Here is a 23,078-nt window from a genome sequence, read left to right as displayed (position 1 = left end):
TTTTAATTGCGCATATGGATGAACTGTTTAAAGGGCTTGCTGATCCGGTACGCAGACAGATCCTGGAGCTGTTGCTGCAACAGCCGCTGAATGTGAACCAGATCAACGAGCATTTCAGCGACATCAGCCGGCAGGCGGTTTCCAAACACCTGAGCGTACTGGAAGACAGTGGCTGGATACGCATTTACCAGGCCGGCAGGGAACGTTATGGATATCTGAATAAGACCGCGTTCTACCAGCTGAAGGACTGGCTGCAGGTTTACCTGAACCAGGACCGCCGCTCACTGCGCAATGATCATGGCGTGTTCCTGGAGCGTGCTACGTATAAAAAAGGAGCTCCGCTTACCTATCCTGTTATGCTGCAGGCCATGCTGAGCAAGGATAAGGATTTTGACAACCGCTTCTTTAACGCTGTAAAGACCACCGGCATTTTCTGCAAACCATCCTGCTCTGCAAACCCGCGGCCGGATAACGTGATCTTTTACGGTACCCGCGATGAAGCTATTAAAAACGGCTTCCGCGCCTGTAAACGCTGCAAACCATGATCAGGATACCTATATTACACCCACACCAGTTTTCATTTGCGGAGAGCCTGCAGTTCCTGAACCGCTCCAACCGGGAATGCCTGCATTTTGTGCGTAATGGCAGCCTGGAGCGTTTGATCATACAGGACGGCGCGCCTTTACTGCTTAATATCCGCGAGGCAGCCGGCAAACAAGCCCTGGAGGTAGCTGTGGTAAATAACTGGGGCATTCCGGTTGACGAAGACAATATCCGCAGGTTTGTTACGCACTGGCTGCACCTGGATGCGGACCTGCAGCCATTTTACCAGTTTGCCGCGGAAGATGCAGTATTGAGGCCCCTGGTAGAACAGTATAAGGGCCTGCGCCTTGTTGGTATACCGGACCTGTTTGAGTCCATTACCTGGACCATTACCGGGCAGCAGATCAGTTTACCTTTTGCCTATACGCTGCGGAAAAGGTTTATAGAAGCATTTGGTTATCATGAGCGGATAGGCTGGGAAGATTATTATACCTATCCGCACCCGGCAGTAGTAGCCGGGCTGCAACCAGAAGATCTGACGGGTATGCAGTTTTCGCGGAGTAAGGCGTTATATATTATACAGATAGCCGCCGCCATAGCGGATGGCCGTTTAGACAATGCGCAGCTGCAGCAAATGGAGTACGAGGCTGCCAGGGCATACCTCCTGCAATGGAAGGGCATAGGCAACTGGTCTGCCAATTACGTGCTGATGAAATACCTCCGTTTTCCGGAAGCACTGCCGCTGGAAGACGCCGGGCTGCATAATGCCTTGCGCAGGCAGCTGCAATTGGACGCCAAGCCATCCCTGGCCGCGGTAAAGGAGTATACACAGCATTGGCGGCAGCATGCGGCGTATGCCACGTTTTATTTATGGAGAAGCTTGAGTTAAGAACATTATGGATATCTATCATCACACGTACCAATCGCCCGTGGGCCCGCTGGGGCTCAGCGGCACGGATGATCATATCAGTGCGATCATCTTTGATCCACGTAGCATTGTTACGATGGATACGTTACCGGATGTTTTCCACCAGTGTATGGAGGAGCTGGATAGCTATTTTGCCGGTGGCAGACGGGCTTTTTCTTTCCCCATAAAGCAGGCAGGAACAGATTTTCAGCAAACAGTGTGGCAACAACTGTTAACCATACCGTATGGCAGCACCATCTCTTATCTGCAGCTGGCCAAACAGATCAATAACCCCAGGAGCATACGGGCGGTGGGCACGGCCAATGGCAGTAATCATTTACCTATTGTGGTGCCCTGCCACCGGGTAATAGGCAGTAATGGTTCGCTGACCGGTTTTGGAGGCGGCATCTGGCGAAAGAAATGGTTGCTGGAACATGAGTGGAAATACAGATATGGTACGCAGGAATTATTTTGAGCGTAACGGATCGTCTGCCTCCAATACTATTACTTATCTTGTGTATGCCAACATGTATGGAAAACGACTTAATCTGATCTGGTCAATATTAACAGAACTGTATCTGTTTTAATCCCATTTTTTGTTTCAATTTTGCTGTCTCAACCATGTAGTATCAAAAAAGCCTGGAAGATGAACACCCACCTAAAACAAGACCTGACAAAACTGGACGATTTACTGGCCGCCACGCAAGCCTTCTGCGCAGATTTTTTATCGCAGCTGGATACATTGCCTGCCAGTAAGGCCATGCCTTTACCGCCGGCGGCAGCATTACCGCAGGAAGGTATAGGCGCCATGGGCGCATTACACCGTTTCCGGGATCAGTATGGTCCTTACCTGGCTGCGGGCGCGGGTCCGCGTTACTGGGGCTTTGTAACAGGCGGCGTTACGCCGGCTGCGCTGGCGGGGGATTGGGTGGCTGCCGCGGTGGATATGAATGCCGCCGATAAAGGCGGGGCTGCTTTTAACATTGAACTGGAAACCATACATATGCTCCGCCAGCTATTTGGGCTGCCGGATAGTTTTGCCGGCACTTTTGTGACTGGCGCTACTATGTCCAACTTTACCGGGCTGGCTATAGGCCGGCAGTGGTTAGGACTGCAACATGGCAAGGATATAGGGGAGGAAGGACTGGCCGCATTGCCCAATGCCCGGGTGCTCTCCTGCGTGCCACATTCCAGTGTGATCAAATGCCTGTCTATGCTGGGTTTTGGCAGGAATGCGCTGGTAAAGCTGCCTGCTTTGCCCGCACGGGAGTCTGTGAACATTGCCGCGCTGGAAACCTGGCTGGAGGAGCATCCCGGTGAGCCGGTGATCTATGTGGCCAATGCCGGAACGGTCAACACCACTGATTTTGATGATATTTCCGCGCTGGCCCGCTTAAAACAGCGTTATAATTTCTGGTTACATATAGACGCCGCCTTTGGCGGATTAGCCGCCTGCAGCCCGCAGCATCAACATTTGCTTAAAGGTTGGGAGGTAGCAGACAGCATCACCATTGATGCGCACAAATGGCTGAACGTGCCTTATGATTCCGCCATGATCTTCTGCCGTCATCCGGAGCTGCAGGCGGCTGTGTTCAAAAACGTAGGGGCGGCCTACCTGGGCGATCCTGCAAAGGACTTCAATTTTATCCATCATGTACCGGAAAACTCCCGCCGTTTGCGGGCATTACCGGCCTGGTATTCGCTGCAGGCTTATGGGGCAAAGGGGTACCGTGATATTGTGCAGGCCAATATAGAACAGGCGCAGTTACTGGGGAAACTGATCGATGAAAGCCCCCATTTCCACCTGCTGGCCCCCGTAAACCTCTGCGTGGTATGTTTTACGTTGCAAGGAGCGCCGGAAACACTGGCCGCGGCTACCGCCGCTTTCCTGGAAACGCTTACGGAGAACGGTGTGGTATTTATGACGCCTACCGTCTACCAGGATACGCCCGCTATCCGTGCGGCCATTGTAAACTGGCGTACGACCGTAGCAGATGTGTACCAGGCCTGGCAGGATATAGAACAGGCCATGACACTGAAAGCAATCAGCCTTTAATTGACCGCCTATATTCAACAACAATTATGAACAAATCTAATCTTACAAAAGCTTATATAGCCCTGATGATCGTAAGCATCTTCTGGGGCACTACCTACCTGGCTGCCAGGATAGGGGTACGCCATATGCATGGCCTCATGCTTTCCGGCCTGCGGCAAAGCATTGCAGGCGCGCTGCTGGTGGGCTTTTTCCTGCTCAGGGGGTACAAGCTCCCATCCAAAGCCATCTTATCCCGGCTTTTTATCATTGGGGTATTGATGCTGGTGGGTGCTAATGGCCTCCTTACCTGGGCCCTCACTTATATTCCCAGTGGCCTGGGCGCTATTGTAGCAGCAACGGTGCCTATCTGGATGACCATCTTCAGCTTCTTCCTGGTACAACAGAAATCCCGTATTACGCCCCTGTTGGTTGCCGGCATGGTGATAGGCCTGGTGGGAGTGATGGGCATTTTCTCAGACTACCTGACGGACCTGGTGAACCCCAGTTTCCGGTTTGGCATAATGCTGGTACTGATCAGCTGCCTTTTTTGGTCCATGGGCTCCGTGCTCACCGCCAAATGGGCGCTGCAGGTGAACTATCTGTATGGCGCGGGCTTTGAGATGCTGTTCAGCGGCATAGTTATGCTGGCGATCATGCTTGTGACCGGCGAGGTCCGCCATGCGGAGTTTACCCCGGAGCTATGGGGTAGCCTGCTGTATCTTATTTTCTTTGGATCTATACTTGGCTACTCCGCCTATGTATATACGTTAAATAACCTGCCGCCTTCCCTGGCCGCTGTATACGCCTACATCAACCCGATAGTAGCTGTATTGCTGGGCTGGATGATCCTGGACGAGCACCTGAACCTGACCACCGCTTTATCCTGCCTGGTTACGCTTACAGGTGTGTACATGGTGAATACGGCGGTAAATAAAAGCAAAGCAACTTATGAGCTTAGTTGACACTACTTCCTTAGAGGCAACAGCCGCAGGGCTGGAGCAAACACTGGCCGCCGCTTTACCCCAGCTGCGCAACATCTCTGCCGCGGAGGCGGAGATGCGTCCGGCGCCCGGCAAATGGAGTAAAAAGGAAATACTGGGGCACCTGGTAGATTCCGCGCTTAATAACCATCAGCGCTTTGTACGCGCCCAGCGCGGACCGCTGGAGCTGCCGGGGTATGAGCAGGATTTTTGGGTACAGGCGCAGGGGTACCAGCAAATGGACTGGCAGGCGCTTATCTATTTATGGGAAACCGTGAACCGGCATGTGGTACATGTGATCCGCCGGATACCGGCAGAGATGCTGCCACAGGTATGTAAGATAGGCGCCAATGCGCCTGTTACGCTGGAGTACCTGGTAGCAGACTACCTGGATCATATGCATCATCACCTGCACCAGCTGCAAATAGAGATTTAACCTTACGATTTAGATAGAAGTATAGAGCAGATGCCCACTGGTGTTTACCGGTACGGGCATCTTTTTTTTGGATCATAAACCTTACATTTATATCTATGACAGTTAAACAGGCTACCCTTCATGATGCTGCCGCTATAGCGGTCTTATTTGATGCATACCGCTGCTATTATGAGCAGGCAGCGGATCTGCCGGCTGCTGAAGCCTTTATTGCCAAACGTCTCCGTAATGAAGAAAGTGTGATCTATGTGGCCATGGAGGGCGAGCAATTCATCGGCTTTGTACAGCTGTATCCCTTCTTTACCTCTATTGGCATGAAACGCGCCTGGGTGCTGAATGATCTGTATGTGCTGGCAGACCATCGCAACAAAGGTGTGGGGCGCGCACTGGTAACAGCGGCAGAACAGCTGGCGAAAGCCACCGCTTCCGGCTGGATCATGCTGCAGACACACCACCATAATACTAACGCGCAAGCCCTCTACGAAAAGCTGGGATTCCAGAAAGATCTGGATTACTGTTATTATTATCTCAGCGTTTGATATTTTTACGGCATGGAAACAGTGCATCATAATCCCTGGACGATCCTGTCCAGCAAGGTGGAATACGACAACAAATGGATACAGGTAACAGAGCACCAGGTACTTAATCCCAATGGCGGCCCTGGTATTTATGGCGTGGTACATTTTAAGAACCTGGCTATAGGGGTGGTGGCATTGGATGAGGAAGGGCATATTTACCTGGTAGGGCAGTACCGTTTTCCGCTGGAGCAGTTTTCCTGGGAGATACCGGAAGGCGGCGGGCCGCTGGATGATGATCCGCTGGATACGGCCAAACGTGAGCTGCTGGAAGAAACGGGGCTGGTGGCCCGGCACTGGAAGCCTATTGTACAAATGCACCTTTCCAACTCCGTATCTGACGAAGTTGGCATTGTATACCTTGCCCGCGGCCTGGAGCAGCAGGCGGCCGAGCCGGAGGAAACGGAGGAGCTGACCGTACAGAAGATCCCCTTTGAGGAGGCTTACCGGCTGGTAAAGACCTACCAGATCACGGATTCATTGTCAATTGCCGCTATCCAGAAGATAAAGCTGATGATGCTGGAAAACGAGTTGTAATATGCAGATGGGTGAATGCATTGATGAGCAGCACATCAGCATATTGGCACATTAGCACATCAATTTTCCCTACTTTTGCAGCATGGATTTTCGAAAAAACGCTGTCCGCCGGCCGGCAGCGCCCAAGCCTAAAGCATCTGCCATGGTGATAGGCCGGCAGCCGGTAGTGGAAGCTATACAGGCCGGCAAGGCCATAGAGCGCATTTATCTCCTGCGCAATGCTACCGGGGATATTATTCCGCAGATCAAACAATTAGCCGCACAATATCAGATCCCTATTAACCTGGTGCCCGTGGAAAAGCTTAATTTCCTTTCACAGGCCAACCACCAGGGCTGTATTGCTATTTCGGCGCAGGTGAGCTACCTCGACCTGCAGGATGTGATCTCCCATACCATAGAACAGGGGCAAACCCCGCTGTTCCTGATCCTGGATGGTATTACAGATGTACGTAATATAGGCGCCATTGCCCGTAGCGCTGTTTGTTGCGGCGCCCAGGCCCTGATCATCCCGGACCGGGGGATTGCCGCCCTTAATGAGGAGGCCGTTAAATCCTCTGCCGGCGCATTGGAAAAAATAGCCGTTTGCCGGGTAAATAGCCTGCTGAAAGCCATTGATACCCTGCACCTGAATGGGATCAAGGTAATGGCCAGCGAAATGGAAGCTACTTCCAAACTGTATGATTGTGACCTGAAGGAGCCTGTAGCAGTGATCATGGGGTCAGAAGATAAGGGGGTATACCCGGCCCTGATCAAGGCGTCAGATATGCTTTTCCGTATACCTATGAGCGCTAATTTTGAGTCTTTCAACGTATCCGTAGCCGCGGGCATCATTTTATACGAAGCCATGAAGCAACGGGGCATCTGAAGCATAAAAGACAAAAAATAACCGGATGAAACTCATCGAATGTCCGCGCGACGCAATGCAGGGATGGCATCATCCCATTTCCACGGCAGATAAGGTTGATTACCTGAATACCTTATTACAGGTGGGCTTTGATACCATTGATTTTGGCAGTTTTGTATCGCCCAAGGCCATTCCCCAGATGGCGGATACGGCGGAGGTGCTGTCAAAGCTGGAGCTACCCGCCGGCGGCAGTAAGCTGCTGGCTATTGTGGCCAACCAGCGTGGCGCGGAGGAAGCGGTGATGTTTGAACAGGTGAATTACCTGGGTTATCCCTTCTCTATTTCAGAGACTTTTCAGTTACGTAATACCAACAAGACCATTGCGGAGTCGCTGGAGCTGGTGCAAACCCTGCAGGAACTTTGCATCAAGAACCGTAAGCAGCTGGTAGTATATATCTCCATGGGTTTTGGTAATCCTTATGGCGATCCGTATGACGCCGGGGTAGCTATGCAGTGGGTAGATGAGCTGGCAAAAATGGATGTCTCTATTATCTCCCTGGCGGATACCGTGGGCGTAGCCGAACCGGATATTATTACGAAGCTGTTTGCCACCCTGATACCTGCCTATCCGCAGGTAGAATTTGGCGCGCATTTCCATTCCGCCCCCCATAACTGGGAAGAGAAAGTGTCGGCCGCTTATGCACAGGGTTGCCGCCGCTTTGACAGCACGATCAAAGGCATAGGCGGCTGTCCCATGGCCAAGGATGACCTGGTAGGCAACCTGGCCACTGAAAACCTCTTATGGTTCTTCCAGGAGCAGGGACAAGCAGTATCGCTTAACCAGGCTTCCCTGGAAGCCGCCCAACGGATGGCGGAGAGAATATTTGAGCTAAGTGCTAACGGCTAAAAGCTAATTCACCATGCATTTTCGTCTAAGTTTTCCGGTTGCGCCGCTGGAGCCGGCCCTCACGTATAACGATCCGCTGTTGCTGATGGGCTCCTGTTTTGCGGAGGAGATGGGTAACAGGCTGCAGGAACATCTATTTCCCACGCTAATGAACCCGCACGGTATCCTGTATAATCCCCTCAGCATTACCAGGGCCTTAAATAGTTACCTGGATCATAAACAGTATACGGAAGCAGACCTTTTTAAACACGATGATCTCTGGCATAGCTGGGACCATCATAGCCGTTTTTCCGCGCGCACGCCGTCCATTATGCTGGACAACATCAACAAGGTGCAGGAACGGGCAGCCCGCCGCCTGGAAGAGGCCCGCTGGCTGGTGATCACCCTGGGCTCTGCCCATGCCTATGTTTTAAAGGAAAACAACCAGCTGGTAGGTAACTGCCATAAAGTGCCCATGGCCGCTTTCTATAAAAAGCTGCTCACCGCAGAGGAGATCATTACGGCATTGGACAATATGATGCACCGGCTGTTTTTCCGGAACCGGCATGTGAATATACTGTTTACCGTTAGCCCGGTGCGGTATGTGCGGGATGGGGTAGTGGAGAATAACCTGAGCAAAGCTATAATGTTACAGGCGGTACATCACATGGTGAATAAGTTTGACCGCCTCTTTTATTTCCCGGCCTATGAGCTGGTCATAGACGATCTGCGGGATTACCGCTTTTATAACGATGACCTGGTGCATCCTAACGAAACGGCGGTAAATTATGTGTGGGAGCATTTTGTGAACAGCTGCATACATCCGGAGAGCCACCAGCTGTTACATGCGGTGGCAGATATTAACCGTGCGGCGCGCCATAAGCCCTTTAACCGGGATAGCGCCCAGCATCAGCAGTTCCGGCAAACCTACGCACGGAAAGTGCAACAGCTGCAGTTGCAGCACCCGCAATTGGAGTGGGGGGAGTTATTGCGGTATTTCAATAATGCATACCCTATATAATGAAACTCAACTGGAAAATAAAAAATCCCCGGCCATTACGGACCGGGGATCTTTTTCTAATAATATCATGCTCACTATTGCACGGCATTAGATAACTCATACTCATTCACGCCTTTCTCCTTAATAAACAGCATACCTACCACAAAGCATATCAGCGCAATAGCGATAGGATAGATAAGCCCCGCCAGGTGATTGCCTGTTTGCGTAACCAGCAGGGTGGAGATCGTGGGCAACAAGCCTCCGAAAACCCCATTACCCAGGTGATAGGGCAGTGACATGGAGGTATACCGTATGCGCGTGGGGAACAGTTCCACCAAAAATGCGGCAATAGGCGCATAGGCCATGGTCACAAACAGCACCTGTATAAACACCAGCAGCACCAGCCAGATGAGGGTACGATAGCTCACCACCACTTCTTTCTTTATTTCTGTTTTACCTGCTGTAACGGTAGTGGTTTCCTTCAGCTGTGTACCGTCATCATAAACACGGGTACGGGTGGTCCTTTCCGTGCTTACGCCTTTATTATTGCTGATGTTACTATCTATATGGTATTGACCGGCGAGTTCCTGTTTATGCTGCAGGTTTACGCTATTATCCATAGCGCGGTAAATAGGATAATAAGCCAGCGCCGCCAGCAGCATGCCGCCCATCATGATCTTTTTACGGCCTATTTTGTCTGACAGCCGCCCAAAATAGATAAAGAACGGGGTACCCAGTACCAGCGCAATGGCAATGATCACGTTGGATTGTACAAACTCCAGCTGCATGGTCTTTTGCAGGAAGGAGAGCGCATAGAACTGACCTGTATACCATACCACGCCCTGGCCCATAGTAGCGCCAAAAAGGGCCAGCAGCACCAGCTGCAGGTTCTCTTTTTTGCCAAAGCTTTCCTTAAGCGGGTTACGGGAGGTTTTGCCCTCTGCCTTGAGCTGCGCAAACAGCGGCGATTCCTTTAACCGGATGCGGATATAATAGGACATGATCACCAGGAATACAGACAGCCAGAAGGGGATACGCCATCCCCAGCTGTTAAAGTCCTCCGGGCGCATCACATTACGCGTAACGAGTATAACGGCCAGGGATACGAACAGGCCCAGGGTAGCCGTGGTTTGGATAAAGCTGGTATAATAACCGCGCTGGTGGGCCGGCGCATGTTCCGCCACATAGGTGGCCGCGCCGCCGTACTCACCGCCCAGGGCCAGGCCCTGTAACAGCCGGAGCAGCAATACGATAATGGGCGCCAGTATGCCAATGCTGGCATAATCCGGCACCAGGCCTATGGCAAAGGTGGAGCCGCCCATAATAAGCAGGGTAAGCAGGAAGGTATATTTACGCCCTGCCAGATCACCCAGGCGCCCAAAGATGATGGCCCCAAAAGGCCGCACAATAAAACCTACCGCAAATGTGGCCAGGGTGGCAATATAGGCCAGGTCAGGGTTGCTGGGCGGAAAGAATTTCTCTGAGATAATGGCTGACAGGCTGCCGAAGATGTAAAAATCGTACCATTCAATTAAAGTGCCGGCAGACGAAGCAAAGATCACCTGCCAGATGTTTTGAACATTTTGTGTGTTTTTCATTCGTAGATGGTTGTCTTTAATATAGGACCATAGAATTTTCCCGGCTTCATCACTTTACAAAAGGCCGAGAAGATAGTAAAAAAATATTATACTATTTTGATCTTTTATAGGGGAAACAAGGCACAAGAGCGTCTTTACTGTCAGGTGAATCATTTAACTTTAGTAAACTGGATAATGGGCCCAATGGCTGATGCGCCGGCACACATCCCGGCTTAATCATCAGCAGGTCAGCACATTAGCCTATCAGCACAACAGGACATCAGGACATTAGCATGAGGGTTTATAGCGTAATACTAGCCGTTTTATTGTTTGGATATTGTACAGCCCCTGCCAGACTGTTGGCGCAATCGGACAAGGGCAGGCCTAAGATCGGATTAACCCTCAGTGGTGGCGGTGCAAAAGGGCTGGCCCATATCGGCATCCTGGAAGCTATTGACAGCGCGGGGCTGAAGATCGATTACATTACCGGCACCAGCATGGGCAGCATCGTAGGGGCCCTGTATGCCATGGGCTATTCCGGCGATACCATAGAAGCATTGGCCCACCAGCTGGACTGGGATAATCTGTTTGCCAACCAACCCCCGCTGAAAGATATTGCCTACGAAGAAAAAAGCGAATACGGCAAATACATCATCGAGATCCCTTTTGAATATGGCAAACCCAAACTGGCCTCCGGGGTGATCACCGGCGAGCAGTTATGGCTGGAGCTGGCCCGGTTGTGCTGGCCGGCCCGGGATATACGCGATTTTTCCCAGTTTAATATCCCCTTTAAATGTATTGCCACGGATGTGGCCACCGGTGATATTGTTACCCTGGACACCGGCCAGATCGTTCCCAGCGTACGGGCCAGTATGGCCATCCCGTCTATTTTTACGGCCGTACGGATAGGGGATCGCAGCCTGGTAGACGGCGGCGTGGTGCGCAATTTTCCGGTGATCACCGCCAAGGAGATGGGGGCAGATATAGTTATTGGCTCCAATGTAGCAGGCGGGCTGCGCAAAGCAGACCAGCTGACCACCCCTTTTGACATTATTTACCAGCTGGGCTTTTACAAGGATGCGGCTGATTTTAAAGCGGCCCGTAAAGCCTGTGATATCTATATCCGGCATGACCTGGAAGACTATTCCGCCGCCAGTTTTGGCAGTGTGGACTCCATCATTGAAATAGGCAGGCGCAAAGGCCGGGAGATGTACCCGGTGTTCAAACACCTGGCAGATTCGCTGAATGCCCTGTATCCCATGCCGCCTTTTAAAAAGAACCGCCTGCCTTTTACGCCGGATGTGGAGCTGACCGGCATTACGGTACATGGCCTGGTACATTCTGATGAAAAGTTCTTCCGGGGCCGCCTGGGGCTAAAGCCCGGCGGCTGCTACAATCCGGAGCAAATGCAACTGGCGGTGCAGAACGTATTTGGCACCCGCTTTTATAAGCAGATCACTTATGATATTGTCCCGCAAGGCCCGGCTAAAGGGCATATGGATATACATGTAGAGGAGAACCCGCTTACATATGTGAAGTTTGCGCTGCAGTACAACACCTTCACCAACGCCAGCGCCATTATAAACCTTACGCAACGTAATTTCATCGTACCCAACTCCCGCTCCTTTGTTTCCGTGGCCATTAGCGAGAACCCGCGGGTGGCAGGGGAGTACTTTAAATACCTGGGGCTGAAGAGGAGCTTTGGGTTTGGTATGGGCATTTATTTTGAGAATAACGGGTTAAATGTATACCAGAATTTTCTGCGCCAGCAGCAGTACCGTACCAAGTATGCCAATGCCAGCATCCATATGCAATATGCGCTGAACCGCGTAATGACCATAGGTATAGGCAGCCGTTGGGAGTACCTGAACTACCGGCCCAGTTTTGACGCCTTTGAGGAGATAAAAGGTAATAGCAACCATTGGAATACCTATTTCTACTACGGCGTTAATTCGCTGGACCGTAAGATCTATCCCCGTAAGGGCATGGATATGCAGCTGGAGGCGGGCTATGTATATAATCAGCATCCCGGTTTCCGCGCCTGGCGGGGAGATCATGAGGTGCCGCTGGATACCCTGGGCTTCACCTTCCCTAATTACAAACATGCCATGATGCAGATGAAATATTATTTTCCATTTGGCAGGAAAAGCGCCCTGGAGTTTGACGCCGGCGCAGGCATTAATTTCAACTACAACCAGCCGCTCATGAATGGTTATCTGTTGGGCGGCTTAAACAATGTAGCCCATCACCAGTTGTTGTTTCCCGGTATCTATGAGGGAGAGGTGATGACCTCCAGCGCGGCGGTAGTACAACTGGCCTACCAGTATGAGATGTTCAGGAACATATTTGTATTGCCGCGCATAGGGCTGGGTGTATATGACTTTAACGGCAATGTGGAGGCCAAATATAATTACCTAAGCGGTTATGCCCTTACAGCTGGTTATAACTCCCGTTTGGGCCCCATGGAAGCCTCGCTGATGTATAGCGACCAGGATGGCAGGTTAAAGTTCTATGTGAATATCGGGTTTAATTTCTAATGCATCCGGTCACCCCGCACTTCCATTTCCTTCAGGATCTCTGCCTCTGTTTGCAGCCAGTACTGCCAGCGTTGGGTTACTTTCTCTTCTGCTACGTATTCCCTTGCCAGGTCGATGAACAGGCGGTAATGCCCTGCTTCTGAGATCATGAATTTGCGGTAAAAATCGCGCAGGTAATCATCTTCCAGCCCTTCGCTGAGCAGGCGGAAACGTTCGCAGCTGCGGGCCTCTATAAGGGCGCATACCAGCAGTTTATCGAGCAGCTGGCCTTCTGCGGTACCGCCTTTCAGCTGGTATTGCATCAGGGCATTTACGTAGGCGTCTTTCCGTTGTTTGCCTAAGGTAAAACCACGTTTTTTCATCTCTGCCAGTACCTGCCTGAAATGACCCCATTCCTCTGTAACGATGGGCGCCAGGTCCTCTACCAGCCGGTCTTTTTCCGGGTAGCGTTGTATCAGTGATATACAGGCGGTAGCGGCCTTTTGCTCGCAGAAGGCATGATCGGTCAATACGGCCTCCAGGGATATGGAGGCAAGGTCTACCCAACGGGGATCAGTAGGCAATTGCAGGCCAAGGATGGAAACTTTGGACATAAGCTCAGTCAATTCAGCGGCAAAAATAGGGAATCGCTGGCAGTATGCAGCCACAAGGTCACACGTACCGGTAATGCGCTGCGCAATTACGGCTGGGAGTATCTATGAACTATTGACTTTTTCTTAGCTTTGGACCATGCAAGATGATTTTCTGCTCGCGCAGCTGGAGCAGCGCCGCTCACAACAGGCTTTACGGCAACTGAAGCTGCCGGCGCCGCATATGGTAGATTTTTGTTCTAACGATTACCTGGGGCTGGCCCGTAGCGCCGCCATGCAGGAGGCGGTACATACCTTGCTGGGAGAAAGGCCCTATATGCACGGCAGCACCGGCTCCAGACTGCTGGCCGGTAACTATGCCTGGATAGAGGAAGCAGAAAATAACCTGGCCGCTTTTCATGCCGCGCCCGCGGGGCTTATCTACAACTCCGGTTACGATGCCAATGTAGGGCTGTTTTCCTGTGTGCCACAGAAAGAGGACACAGTGATCTATGATCAGCTAATACATGCCTCCATACGGGATGGCATCCGCCTGGGCAGGGCGCAATCCTTTTCTTTTCTGCATAATGATGTGGAGGACCTGGAAAAAAAGCTGCAACGTACCAGTGGCCGGGTCTTCGTAGCCGTTGAATCCGTATACTCCATGGATGGGGATATGGCCCCGTTAAAGGCCATAGCCGCCCTTTGTGCCACAAAAGAAGCTTACCTGATAGTGGATGAAGCCCATGCTACCGGCGTAGCAGGTCCCCGGGGCGAAGGTTTGGTACAGGCGTCAGGGTTAGCAGACGCCTGTTTTGCCAGGGTACATACTTTTGGTAAGGCCGTAGGCTGCCATGGTGCTATTGTATTGGGATCAGAGGCATTGCGCCAATACCTGCTGAATTTTTCGAGGTCTTTTATATATACCACGGCATTACCGCCTACTGCTATAGCGGCCATTATGGCCAGCTATAACCTGTTTCCCTACATGACGGCCGCCAGGGAGCAGCTGCAGGGGCTTATCCGGCATTTCCGGGAGGGGACCCGCTCGTTACAGGTGCTGCCCAGTGAAACGCCTATCCAGATCGTTCTAACGCCGGGTAATGAGTATACACGCAAACAGGCGGGTGCCTTACAGGAGGCTGGCCTGGATATAAGGCCCATCCTGCATCCTACAGTGCCCAAAGGGCAGGAGCGCCTGCGTATTGTATTACATAGCTTTAATACCATAGAAGAAGTGGACCGCTGTGTAAATGTGCTGACAGGCAGTTGATCTCAATTGCATTTTTTATCCTAACTTCATCAGCATATTTAGCATATCAGCACATTCTATGAGATTTCTTCCCTTTATTGTTTCCACCGCAATTACCCTGTTGTTGATCGGCGCCCTGAATCGCAAATGGGGCCCATTACCTCCGCTTGGTAAATTCTTAAGCCCACAGACCGGCTTTTGGCAGAATGCGGAGCCTATAGGCAAAGACTATAACGATGAGCTGTCCCTGCCGGGCCTCAAAGGCAAAGTAGAGGTGTGGCTGGATGACCGTATGGTGCCGCATATTTTTGCGCAGCAGGATGCGGATGCCTATTATGCGGAAGGCTATCTGCATGCCCGCGACCGGCTTTGGCAGATGGAGCTCCAGACACTGGCTGCCCAGGGCCGTCTTTCCGAGATCTTAGGCAGTAAAATGCTGGGCTATGACCGCGAGCAACGCCGTATGGGTATGGGCTACGCTGCAGAAGCGGCGGCGAAGGAGATGTTAAAGGACAGCAGCACGCGTATGATGATAGCCGCCTATACGGCCGGTATAAACGCCTATATCAAAGGGCTGTCTTACGATGAGCTGGCCGTGGAATATAAACTGCTGGACTATCGCCCGGAGCCCTGGTCTGCGGTAAAAACAGGCGCGTTGCTTAAATATATGTCTTACGACCTGGCCGGGGGCGTAGACGACCTGGAATATACCAATGCACGCCGGCTTTTCAGCGCGGCGGATTTCAATAATATGTACCCGGACCGGAACGACAGCCTGGACCCGGTGATCCCCAAAGGCACTGCCTTTGACAAGCCGGTGAAGAACGCCGTGATGCCTTCTGACAGCGCTATCCGCCATGTGGCCAGCCTGCTGCATTTTAAACAGGACAAACCAGACCCGGACAATGGCAGCAATAACTGGGCGGTGAGCGGCAGCAAAACCCGCAGCGGCGCGCCCATACTCTGCAATGATCCCCACCTGGGCCTTAGCCTGCCTTCCCTCTGGTATGAAGTGCAGCTGCATACGCCTACTATGAATGTGTACGGCGCAAGCCTGCCCGGTGCGCCCGGCGTAGTGATAGGCTTTAATGATAATATCGCCTGGGGCGTTACCAATGGCTCTGAAGATGTGAAGGATTATTACGCCGTGCAGTGCCGCAACGGCGTTAAACAATACCTGTTCAATGGGCAGTACCACGATGCGCAGCTAAGGATAGAAGAGATCAAAGTACGTGGTGAAAAGTCTTATTATGATACGGTTGCCTATACCGTTTGGGGCCCGGTGATGTATGAAGACCGCTATCCCGCCGGCGCCGGTATTGTTGGTCAGCCTACGCTGGCCCTGCGCTGGAAGGCCCATGATCCCTCTAACGAAATACTTACTTTCTATAAACTGAACCATGCCCGTACTTATGAAGACTACCTGGACGCGTTGCAGCATTACACCTGTCCGGCGCAGAACTTCATCTACGCATCCAAGACCGGCGATATAGCCCTGTGGCATAACGGACAGTACCCCATGCGCTGGAAAGACCAGGGTAAATGGGTCATGCCCGGGGACGACAGTAGTTTTGCCTGGCAGGGTTATGTACCGCAAACAGAGAACCCGCATATCAGGAACCCGGCCCGTGGGTTTGTGAGCTCCGCTAATCAGCAGCCTACTGACAGCACTTATCCTTATTATTATTTTGGATATTATGATATGTTCCGTGGCAAGCGTATTAACGAACGGCTAAGCGCCATGAACCAGATCACGCCGCAGGATATGATGCAGTTGCAGAACGATAACGCCAATCTTTTTGCCAGGGCGGCCCTGCCGCTGCTGCGCGCGCACCTGCCGGAGCAAAGCCTTACAGCCGCAGAACAACCGTACTGGCAGCAGCTGAAGAGCTGGAACCAGACCAATAGCCCGGACAGTAAAGGCGCTACCTTGTTTTACCTGTTATGGGAGCATCTTAAACACCGGATCTGGGACGATGAGCTGATGAACCGTACGGACAGCGCCACACTGGTATATCCCCAGGATAATGCCTCCCTGTTATGGCTGATCCGCGATTCCTCCATGCATTTTATAGATGATGTACATACACCGCAAAAAGAAACATTAACGGAGCTGGTGCAACAATCCTTTGCCTGGGTGGCAGACTCCGCCCAGAAACTGGACCAGCACCTGCAATTGGAATGGGGATCTTTCCGCGGTACGGATATCCGCCATCTGACCCGCAGCTTGCCTGCTTTTAGCCGCATGCACCTGCGCACCGGCGGCGGCACGCATATTGTAAACGCTACCAAGGAAACGCATGGCCCTTCCTGGCGGATGGTAGTGCAGCTGGGCCCTACAACGGAAGCATATGGTATCTATCCCGGCGGACAAAGCGGTAACCCTGGCAGCCCGTATTATGATAACGCAGTAACGGATTGGTCGCAGGGTAAGTATTATGTGCTGCACGTGTTTACGGAGCAACAAAGGGATGACCCCGGGGTAAAGTTCCGGATGCTGATGGGGCCGGAGAACTAATAGAAAGGCCGGCATAAATGCTGTCATGGCCGAAACGGCCAATAAAAGAGAAGGCTGCTGCAGCATGTAGAAAACATACTGCAGCAGCCTTTTTTATCCCCCTATGTGCCATCTCAGCAGCCAGGATCAATCATGTCCTTCTGTTTTTACAATTTTATTGTAGATGCCCATAAGCAGGAAAGGCGCCGCCCACTGCCCAATGAACAGGCTAGTATGTTTTTTGCGCAGGCACTGGAAAGCCAGTGATACGCCCATAGCAGCCACGGCAGCCCACAGAAAAGTATCAGAAGGTAATTTGGCAGTTTGCTCCTCAATGGCTTTTGCTACTTTGCCTTCCTCGTGCGTCTCATTGAATAGATTTTCCATAAAAATTTTTTTAGGATGATAGCAATGGTTTACTATGGATAGGGACTAAAAACTGTGCCAGCCCGCTGCTGTAGCGGTCGCCGGAGGTTTGGGGGATGTTTGTATAATTCGTTTAGCCTGCGGGCGCTACCATAAATACGCTGTTATACCTGTAGTGCGCCAATCCCTGTGAGCACCGCCAGGTTATCTACCACGCCATATTCCTTTATCACCCGTTCTCCGTCTATTTCCAATACCGTCATGCCTTTTACCTGTACCGTTTTCCCCGTGGCGGTCTTGCCAAACAGGTTGCCTGCTTTGTGCGTGCCGGTGTATTCCCAGTATACTGTTACCGCGCTATCTGCGGGTATAATATTCAGCAGTTCTATTTTAAGATCCGGGAAAAAAGAATAGGTGGCCAATAGCATTTGCCGGCAGGATTCGAGGCCTTCATAAGCCTGGGGGTAATGCGAATAATAAATGCTGATGTTGGGGTGCGCATAAGTATCGAGCCGGTTGTCCTGGCCTGCATTCCAGACGGCCATATAATTACGGGCCAGCGCTATTTTATCGGTTGGCTGCATAGTAACAGGAGTTTGGTCCTACTCCGGAGATAAAAAACCGTGCCATGCGCATATTGCGTAAAACAACATGGCCCGGAGTTATCTCCAGGCCATGTTGTTTATTTAATGGCAGCAGGTTAGTAACCCCACTGCTTCATTTTCTGCAGATCGATCTTTACGGCTTCCAGGGGTGTTTTATCCTGGTAAGATTCCTGTTCTATGATAAAGTATTTGGTGCCGCCGGATTTACGGCCCAGGTCAATCACTTCTTTTACAGGGATGATACCGGCGCCCAGCACAGTGCTTTCATAGTTGCCGGACATACCACCTTCTTTATGGTCTGTTTTGATCTCGTCCTTTACGTGCATGAGCTCAAAGCGGTTAGGATATTTTTTAAGGATATCCAGCGCAATGCCGCCGGCATGGTACATATTGCCAATGTCCAGCTGTTGTGCCACCAGGGAAGGGTCTGTATTCTGGAGGATCAGGTCAAAGAGTTTCTGTCCGTTCAGTTGTGTGCTGAATTCAAAGTCGTGGTTGTGGTAACCGAACTTCATGCCGGATCTTTTACACAGCTCTCCGCTTTTGTTGAACACATCCATATACGCTTTAAAGTCGTCATATGTTTTGCGCAGGCTCTCATCCAGCCAGGGGCTGATCACATAGTGCTGGCCAACGGTGGCGGCATCTTCCACGGTATATTTCCATTCGTCTGTAAAGTCTTTTTTGGCGGCGTCCCAGTGTTGTTTGCCCATAACGGTATGGCCGCTGGGCATGGACAGGCCCAGGTCTGCCAGCAGCTTTTTAAATTCCGGCGCGGAATAGCCATAGAATTTACGGCCTACATAGTTGGCATGTTCTACATATTTATACCCCATATTGGCCAGCTGTTTAAGGGTGCCGGAGGGGTCTTTTTTCATGTCATCCCGTATGGAATATAGCTGGATGCCCAGTACTTCCTTTGCGGCGCCCCGGGCGGCTAAGAGCTTGTTGGTCAATAACGTGGTACCTGCCAGCGCAAACGCGCCATTACGCAGGAAATTTCTTCTGGAGATGTTCATGGTAGTGTAAGTTTATGGACGTGTGAATAACGTGTTGTAAAGGATGTATGAATATAAATAAATTACGGCAATCCCTCTAGTGCTCTGGCACAATATTTTATTAATCAATAATAAAAATTTGACTGATACCCGGAGCATGACCACCCGCAAACAACTGTTACCACAAATAAGTAAATGGCTGCTGATGCTGCTTCTCCTGTTGCCCTGCTACCTTTGGGGGCAGGAGCGCACGGATACGGTCAGGCGTCCCTTTTACGATACGGATGAAGATACAGTGCCTAAAGTGGATGTTATTGACCTGGCGAAGGATATACTCCACATTAAGTCTAAAAAAGTCCCCACCAAGCGGGGAAAGATCTATTATTCGCTGATTCCCGTGCCAACTAATATTCCCGGTGGTGGTAATGCGCTTATTACCTCTACCAATGCGGCTTTTTATCTGGGGCCCCGGCGCACCACCCGCTTATCCAATGTGTCATTTGCGCCCTCTTTTTCCTTTAAGGGCCGGTTCTCGTTCTCCTTTCACTCCAATCTGTGGCTGGAGGGCAACAACCGTAACATAGTAGGGGATATGCGCTTTATAGTAAACCCAATGTATACCTGGGGCCTGGGCCAGGGTGTGCCGGATGGTCAGCGGGAGCTGGTAGGGAATAACTATTTCCGCCTTTACCAGACTTTTTTACGCAGGATAAGGCCAGGGCTACTGGCTGGTTTGGGCTATCATCTGGACTGGCATTCTGCCATCAGGATCAGGGATAATGATTCCATGGACCTGCCTACTTTTGTGAAATATAAGTATGGCACTACGCCCGGCAAACACTCGGTGTCTTCCGGGGTATCCCTGAACGTGCTGAATGATACGCGGCAGAATTCCATCAACCCACAATCTGGCTATTATGTAAATGCAGTGCTGCGTTTTAATCCTACTTTCCTGGGCAGCAATGATAACTGGCAATCATTGTATGTAGACTACCGCCGGTATTTCCATTTCGGGCCTGCGTGGATGCAGAATGTATTGGCCTTATGGGGCTTTTACTGGACTGCCATCGGCAATAAAACCCCATACCTGGATCTGCCCAGCATAGGCTGGGACCCTAATAACCGGAGCGGCAGGGGGATAGATCAGAACCGGTACCGCGGCAAGGGCCTTATTAACCTGGAGGCGGAATACCGCCGCGATATTACCAATAATGGTTTACTGGGTTTTGCCGTATTTATGAATATGAACACCGTAACGCAGCCGGATAAATACCGGTTTACGGCCTTCCACCCAGCCGCTGGCGCAGGGCTCCGCATTAAATTCAACAAACGCTCCAATACCAATATTGCGCTGGATTATGGTATCAGCAAAGACGCCCGTATCTTCTACATTAACCTGGGCGAGGCGTTCTGACGGAACGCTAAAAAGCTACGCGTACTTTATTATCTTTATAACATGAAATACGTATCCGTCCTTATCCCCGAGGGGGATATCAGCCTCAGTAACGTGGAAGGGCTCCATCATATCTTCGCAGAGACCAATAAAGCTGTGATGAAAGAGGGCAAACCCCCGGCCTTTTTCTTTCAGCTGGTAGGGAAACGGAGCAATAACCAGCTAAAGGAGAACTTCTTCAGCATACACCCCAGCCGCCTTATTACAGAAGACTTTAAAACGGACCTGCTGATCATACCCGCCCTGCATGGCGATGTGTTGGGGAATATGGAGCACAATAAAGACCTTATCCCCTGGATAATTTCGCAATACCGCAATGGGGCAGAGGTCATCAGCCTTTGTACCGGCGCGTTCCTGCTGGCCTCTACTGGTTTGCTGGATGGTAAGAAATGCACCACGCATTGGGCGCATGCAGACGATTTCCGGCGTTTGTTCCCGGATGCGGAGCTGGTAAAGGATGAGATCATGACCAACGAAAAAGGGATTTATACCAGCGGCGCGGCCTACTCGTACCTGAACCTGATCCTGTACCTGATCAATAAATACACCAGCCACCAGGTGATGGTGTTTATCGCCAAGGTATTTGCGATTGATGTGGACCGTCAGAAGCAATCACATTTTATCATCTTTGAAGGGTATAAAAATCATAAGGACGAAAGCGTGCTGCAGGTGCAGGAATTTATTGAGACCAATTATCAGCAAAAGCTTACGGTAGACCAGCTGGCCGGTATGGTGAACCTGGGCCGCCGCAATTTTGAGCGCCGGTTTAAGGTGGCCACTGCTACGTCTGTGGTGGAATACATCCAGATGGTAAAAGTGGAAGCGGCCAAGAAGCTACTGGAAAGCGGCGTGCGTAATATTAATGAAGTGATGTATGATACCGGGTATAATGATACGAAGTCTTTCCGCGATGTGTTCAAACGCATTACGGGTATGTCGCCGCTGGGTTATCGTAATCATTTTAACCGGGAGATGGTTTATTAATCAGACTGGTTACTGTATACGTGCCGCCGGCCGTATGCTTTAACTTCATAAACATAAGTGTATGCAACAACGTTCAACAGTTATCGGCGGTAGCCTGGAGGAAAAAACGGCGCAGATCTGTCTGCAACAAGGCCTCATTGCCGGTATTAAATATTATAAGGACGAGAAAACAAAGGAGCAGGGCAGCAGCTATTCCTTAAAAGCTGCCAAGGGGGAAGTAGAAGCTTTACTGGATGCCAGGGGCTTGCGTAATAGTATCAGTAAGCCTAAGAGCGGGGCGCTTATGATCATTATATTGATGATCCTGATCAGCATGGCTATTGGTATTTATCTTTTTTCACGTACCTGAGAACCACACCGTTCCCATATAACAAAGGCTCCGGAAATAATGTTCCGGAGCCTTTTTATTGCAGCGTTGCCTCAAATATGCTGCAGCATATTACTGTATCACAGCTGCAGGAACTGTGACACCTCTTTATAGAACCATTGGGGCTCATCAAACATGATGAAATGTCTGGCGGAATCGGAGAGGGCGATCGTTACTTTAGGGGCTTGTTTAAACTGCTGTTGAAAATTGGCCAGCGTATTATCATGCGTGGCGCCAAATTGCCGGTAAGCGATCCAGTCGCCCAGCACCAGTATACGGCTGTGGATATTGGACAATGCGGGCCGCAGGTCCGTGCTGAACAGCTCATACATGGCCTGCCCCTGGGTAGCAGGATCTGATCTTACTGCCATTTCCATTACCTCCGCGATCTTTATGGAGTCGCGTATCATGGTCTTTAGCGTATAATTCTGGCTGGCCCTTACCTGTGTTGCCTGCTGGGTGGCCATCGCCTGGCGGATCTTGTCACCTATGGCGCGGGCGCTGTCTACGGTGATAGCGGATCCCATAGACATAGCCGGCAGGAACGGCACTGCGCTTACGCAGATAATATCGCCCGTAAGCTGCGGGTAGAGTATGCCCAGCTGCAGGGCCAGCGTACCGCCCAGGCTATGCCCGATGATCACCGGTTTGTTGAGATGATGCGCCCGTATATAACAGGCCAGCTGATGCGCTACCGTGCGCAGAAGGGTATCTGAGTGTATAGGCGGCTGCCCCGCAAATCCGGGCAGGGTGATCACATGGCATTCATACCTACCGGCAAAGCGGGCCACAGTGCTGTCCCATACCTTGCCGGAGGAATAAAGGCCGGGTATGAGGATCATAGGCTGGCCTTTACCGGTTTGCTGTACGCGGAAGGAGGGGTGGCAATCCTGCGCATGTAAGGCAATGGACAGTAGTAGTAAAAGAACAGAAGCGCATAACTGTTTCATAAGATGATAGATTTAAGCGTGTTTGATGCAAAATGAAGGCATTGCCGCGGCGCGTCAAAAATGTTTTGACATAACGCCGGGTTGATATGATGAAAAGCCTTTTAAGGCTTCAATTAGCGTTATTCCCCACCTGGGGTTATACAAGTGTAGCAAAGGCCGGCTTTCGTCCTTATGGGGCCTTAT

At 51.2% G+C, this 23,078-nt stretch carries 23 protein-coding genes; 17 read left to right on the top strand and 6 right to left on the bottom strand.

Annotated elements, in window-relative coordinates:
• The first annotated feature begins 14 nt into the window (after positions 1–14).
• From F0L74_RS25060 to F0L74_RS25010, 11 genes are all read left to right on the top strand, one after another.
• Positions 15–545 carry an ArsR/SmtB family transcription factor gene (locus tag F0L74_RS25060; RefSeq protein WP_149840652.1) on the top strand — a complete coding sequence of 177 codons (531 nt, stop codon included), beginning with the start codon at positions 15–17 and terminating at the stop codon, positions 543–545.
• Positions 542–1,432 carry a DNA-3-methyladenine glycosylase family protein gene (locus tag F0L74_RS25055; protein ID WP_149840651.1) on the top strand — a complete coding sequence of 297 codons (891 nt, stop codon included), beginning with the start codon at positions 542–544 and terminating at the stop codon, positions 1,430–1,432. The genes F0L74_RS25060 and F0L74_RS25055 overlap by 4 nt, the downstream gene beginning before the upstream one ends.
• Positions 1,433–1,439: 7 nt before the next feature.
• Positions 1,440–1,925 (top strand): methylated-DNA--[protein]-cysteine S-methyltransferase, encoded by a 486-nt coding sequence (locus F0L74_RS25050; protein WP_149840650.1) that lies wholly within the window; start codon positions 1,440–1,442, stop codon positions 1,923–1,925.
• Between the two features lie 171 nt (positions 1,926–2,096).
• Positions 2,097–3,506 (top strand): pyridoxal phosphate-dependent decarboxylase family protein, encoded by a 1,410-nt coding sequence (locus F0L74_RS25045; RefSeq protein WP_149840649.1) that lies wholly within the window; start codon positions 2,097–2,099, stop codon positions 3,504–3,506.
• A 26-nt stretch (positions 3,507–3,532) separates the two neighbouring features.
• Positions 3,533–4,447 carry an EamA family transporter gene (locus F0L74_RS25040; RefSeq protein WP_149840648.1) on the top strand — a complete coding sequence of 305 codons (915 nt, stop codon included), beginning with the start codon at positions 3,533–3,535 and terminating at the stop codon, positions 4,445–4,447.
• Positions 4,434–4,901, top strand: a complete 468-nt coding sequence (locus tag F0L74_RS25035) for a DinB family protein (protein WP_149840647.1) — start codon at positions 4,434–4,436, stop codon at positions 4,899–4,901. The genes F0L74_RS25040 and F0L74_RS25035 overlap by 14 nt, the downstream gene beginning before the upstream one ends.
• A gap of 95 nt (positions 4,902–4,996) precedes the next feature.
• Positions 4,997–5,437 (top strand): GNAT family N-acetyltransferase, encoded by a 441-nt coding sequence (locus F0L74_RS25030; protein ID WP_149840646.1) that lies wholly within the window; start codon positions 4,997–4,999, stop codon positions 5,435–5,437.
• A 12-nt stretch (positions 5,438–5,449) separates the two neighbouring features.
• Positions 5,450–6,010, top strand: a complete 561-nt coding sequence (locus tag F0L74_RS25025; protein WP_149840645.1) for an NUDIX domain-containing protein — start codon at positions 5,450–5,452, stop codon at positions 6,008–6,010.
• 82 nt (positions 6,011–6,092) lie between these two features.
• On the top strand, positions 6,093–6,875 hold the full coding sequence (rlmB, locus tag F0L74_RS25020; RefSeq protein WP_149840644.1) for a 23S rRNA (guanosine(2251)-2'-O)-methyltransferase RlmB: 783 nt from the start codon (positions 6,093–6,095) through the stop codon (positions 6,873–6,875).
• A 25-nt stretch (positions 6,876–6,900) separates the two neighbouring features.
• Positions 6,901–7,761 carry a hydroxymethylglutaryl-CoA lyase gene (locus tag F0L74_RS25015; RefSeq protein WP_149840643.1) on the top strand — a complete coding sequence of 287 codons (861 nt, stop codon included), beginning with the start codon at positions 6,901–6,903 and terminating at the stop codon, positions 7,759–7,761.
• 13 nt (positions 7,762–7,774) lie between these two features.
• Positions 7,775–8,761, top strand: a complete 987-nt coding sequence (locus tag F0L74_RS25010) for a GSCFA domain-containing protein (protein WP_149840642.1) — start codon at positions 7,775–7,777, stop codon at positions 8,759–8,761.
• Between the two features lie 74 nt (positions 8,762–8,835).
• Here F0L74_RS25010 and F0L74_RS25005 read toward each other — a convergent pair whose 3' ends face one another.
• Complete coding sequence (locus F0L74_RS25005) at positions 8,836–10,338, bottom strand: MFS transporter (RefSeq protein WP_149840641.1); 1,503 nt, start codon at positions 10,336–10,338, stop codon at positions 8,836–8,838.
• Between the two features lie 305 nt (positions 10,339–10,643).
• Between F0L74_RS25005 and F0L74_RS25000 the strand changes: the two genes are divergently transcribed.
• Positions 10,644–12,854, top strand: a complete 2,211-nt coding sequence (locus F0L74_RS25000; RefSeq protein ID WP_213087075.1) for a patatin-like phospholipase family protein — start codon at positions 10,644–10,646, stop codon at positions 12,852–12,854.
• Here the strand turns inward: F0L74_RS25000 and F0L74_RS24995 are convergent.
• Positions 12,851–13,447: a MiaE family protein gene (locus F0L74_RS24995; RefSeq protein WP_149840639.1), complete on the bottom strand. Its 597-nt coding sequence runs from the start codon at positions 13,445–13,447 to the stop codon at positions 12,851–12,853. The genes F0L74_RS25000 and F0L74_RS24995 overlap by 4 nt on opposite strands.
• A 136-nt stretch (positions 13,448–13,583) precedes the next feature.
• Between F0L74_RS24995 and F0L74_RS24990 the strand changes: the two genes are divergently transcribed.
• Together F0L74_RS24990 and F0L74_RS24985 are read left to right on the top strand one after the other, a co-directional pair.
• Positions 13,584–14,696 (top strand): aminotransferase class I/II-fold pyridoxal phosphate-dependent enzyme, encoded by a 1,113-nt coding sequence (locus F0L74_RS24990; protein ID WP_149840638.1) that lies wholly within the window; start codon positions 13,584–13,586, stop codon positions 14,694–14,696.
• Between the two features lie 58 nt (positions 14,697–14,754).
• Positions 14,755–17,193, top strand: coding sequence for a penicillin acylase family protein (locus F0L74_RS24985; RefSeq protein WP_149840637.1), 2,439 nt, complete (start codon positions 14,755–14,757; stop codon positions 17,191–17,193).
• A gap of 126 nt (positions 17,194–17,319) precedes the next feature.
• Here F0L74_RS24985 and F0L74_RS24980 read toward each other — a convergent pair whose 3' ends face one another.
• The 3 genes from F0L74_RS24980 to F0L74_RS24970 all read right to left on the bottom strand — a co-directional run bounded on the left by F0L74_RS24980 (position 17,320) and on the right by F0L74_RS24970 (position 19,162).
• Entirely contained in the window at positions 17,320–17,559 is a 240-nt protein-coding gene (locus F0L74_RS24980) for a hypothetical protein (RefSeq protein ID WP_149840636.1), read from the bottom strand.
• Between the two features lie 143 nt (positions 17,560–17,702).
• The gene (locus F0L74_RS24975) at positions 17,703–18,122 is read right to left on the bottom strand and encodes an ester cyclase (RefSeq protein ID WP_149840635.1); all 420 of its coding nucleotides are present in this window, start codon (positions 18,120–18,122) and stop codon (positions 17,703–17,705) included.
• Between the two features lie 116 nt (positions 18,123–18,238).
• Positions 18,239–19,162 (bottom strand): sugar phosphate isomerase/epimerase family protein, encoded by a 924-nt coding sequence (locus F0L74_RS24970; protein ID WP_149840634.1) that lies wholly within the window; start codon positions 19,160–19,162, stop codon positions 18,239–18,241.
• A 118-nt stretch (positions 19,163–19,280) separates the two neighbouring features.
• Here F0L74_RS24970 and F0L74_RS24965 point away from each other — a divergent pair, with 118 nt between their 5' ends.
• The 3 genes from F0L74_RS24965 to F0L74_RS24955 all read left to right on the top strand — a co-directional run bounded on the left by F0L74_RS24965 (position 19,281) and on the right by F0L74_RS24955 (position 21,927).
• Positions 19,281–20,555 carry a BamA/TamA family outer membrane protein gene (locus tag F0L74_RS24965; RefSeq protein WP_246197810.1) on the top strand — a complete coding sequence of 425 codons (1,275 nt, stop codon included), beginning with the start codon at positions 19,281–19,283 and terminating at the stop codon, positions 20,553–20,555.
• 42 nt (positions 20,556–20,597) lie between these two features.
• Positions 20,598–21,578 carry a GlxA family transcriptional regulator gene (locus tag F0L74_RS24960; RefSeq protein WP_149840633.1) on the top strand — a complete coding sequence of 327 codons (981 nt, stop codon included), beginning with the start codon at positions 20,598–20,600 and terminating at the stop codon, positions 21,576–21,578.
• Positions 21,579–21,639: 61 nt separating this feature from the next.
• Complete coding sequence (locus F0L74_RS24955) at positions 21,640–21,927, top strand: hypothetical protein (protein ID WP_149840632.1); 288 nt, start codon at positions 21,640–21,642, stop codon at positions 21,925–21,927.
• 98 nt (positions 21,928–22,025) lie between these two features.
• Here the strand turns inward: F0L74_RS24955 and F0L74_RS24950 are convergent, their stop codons facing one another.
• Positions 22,026–22,895: an alpha/beta fold hydrolase gene (locus F0L74_RS24950; protein WP_149840631.1), complete on the bottom strand. Its 870-nt coding sequence runs from the start codon at positions 22,893–22,895 to the stop codon at positions 22,026–22,028.
• Positions 22,896–23,078: the final 183 nt, after the last annotated feature.

The organism is Chitinophaga agrisoli (assembly GCF_008386695.1).
Lineage (GTDB): Bacteria > Bacteroidota > Bacteroidia > Chitinophagales > Chitinophagaceae > Chitinophaga > Chitinophaga agrisoli.
Note: the sequence above shows the minus strand (reverse complement) of the source record. Positions and strands in the feature narration are given on the sequence as shown.

What these genes read in the sequence shown, in the direction of transcription:
- F0L74_RS25035 (WP_149840647.1), top strand. Translation starts at nt 4,434, where the DNA reads ATGAGCTTAGTTGACACTACTTCCTTAGAGGCAACAGCCGCAGGGCTG.
- F0L74_RS25050 (WP_149840650.1), top strand. Translation starts at nt 1,440, where the DNA reads ATGGATATCTATCATCACACGTACCAATCGCCCGTGGGCCCGCTGGGG.
- F0L74_RS24960 (WP_149840633.1), top strand. Translation starts at nt 20,598, where the DNA reads ATGAAATACGTATCCGTCCTTATCCCCGAGGGGGATATCAGCCTCAGT.
- F0L74_RS25045 (WP_149840649.1), top strand. Translation starts at nt 2,097, where the DNA reads ATGAACACCCACCTAAAACAAGACCTGACAAAACTGGACGATTTACTG.
- F0L74_RS24980 (WP_149840636.1), bottom strand. Translation starts at nt 17,559, where the DNA reads ATGGAAAATCTATTCAATGAGACGCACGAGGAAGGCAAAGTAGCAAAA.
- F0L74_RS25015 (WP_149840643.1), top strand. Translation starts at nt 6,901, where the DNA reads ATGAAACTCATCGAATGTCCGCGCGACGCAATGCAGGGATGGCATCAT.
- F0L74_RS25055 (WP_149840651.1), top strand. Translation starts at nt 542, where the DNA reads ATGATCAGGATACCTATATTACACCCACACCAGTTTTCATTTGCGGAG.
- F0L74_RS24985 (WP_149840637.1), top strand. Translation starts at nt 14,755, where the DNA reads ATGAGATTTCTTCCCTTTATTGTTTCCACCGCAATTACCCTGTTGTTG.
- F0L74_RS24970 (WP_149840634.1), bottom strand. Translation starts at nt 19,162, where the DNA reads ATGAACATCTCCAGAAGAAATTTCCTGCGTAATGGCGCGTTTGCGCTG.
- F0L74_RS24975 (WP_149840635.1), bottom strand. Translation starts at nt 18,122, where the DNA reads ATGCAGCCAACCGATAAAATAGCGCTGGCCCGTAATTATATGGCCGTC.
- rlmB (WP_149840644.1), top strand. Translation starts at nt 6,093, where the DNA reads ATGGATTTTCGAAAAAACGCTGTCCGCCGGCCGGCAGCGCCCAAGCCT.
- F0L74_RS24955 (WP_149840632.1), top strand. Translation starts at nt 21,640, where the DNA reads ATGCAACAACGTTCAACAGTTATCGGCGGTAGCCTGGAGGAAAAAACG.
- F0L74_RS24950 (WP_149840631.1), bottom strand. Translation starts at nt 22,895, where the DNA reads ATGAAACAGTTATGCGCTTCTGTTCTTTTACTACTACTGTCCATTGCC.
- F0L74_RS25040 (WP_149840648.1), top strand. Translation starts at nt 3,533, where the DNA reads ATGAACAAATCTAATCTTACAAAAGCTTATATAGCCCTGATGATCGTA.
- F0L74_RS24995 (WP_149840639.1), bottom strand. Translation starts at nt 13,447, where the DNA reads ATGTCCAAAGTTTCCATCCTTGGCCTGCAATTGCCTACTGATCCCCGT.
- F0L74_RS25030 (WP_149840646.1), top strand. Translation starts at nt 4,997, where the DNA reads ATGACAGTTAAACAGGCTACCCTTCATGATGCTGCCGCTATAGCGGTC.
- F0L74_RS25005 (WP_149840641.1), bottom strand. Translation starts at nt 10,338, where the DNA reads ATGAAAAACACACAAAATGTTCAAAACATCTGGCAGGTGATCTTTGCT.
- F0L74_RS25025 (WP_149840645.1), top strand. Translation starts at nt 5,450, where the DNA reads ATGGAAACAGTGCATCATAATCCCTGGACGATCCTGTCCAGCAAGGTG.
- F0L74_RS24990 (WP_149840638.1), top strand. Translation starts at nt 13,584, where the DNA reads ATGCAAGATGATTTTCTGCTCGCGCAGCTGGAGCAGCGCCGCTCACAA.
- F0L74_RS25010 (WP_149840642.1), top strand. Translation starts at nt 7,775, where the DNA reads ATGCATTTTCGTCTAAGTTTTCCGGTTGCGCCGCTGGAGCCGGCCCTC.
- F0L74_RS25060 (WP_149840652.1), top strand. Translation starts at nt 15, where the DNA reads ATGGATGAACTGTTTAAAGGGCTTGCTGATCCGGTACGCAGACAGATC.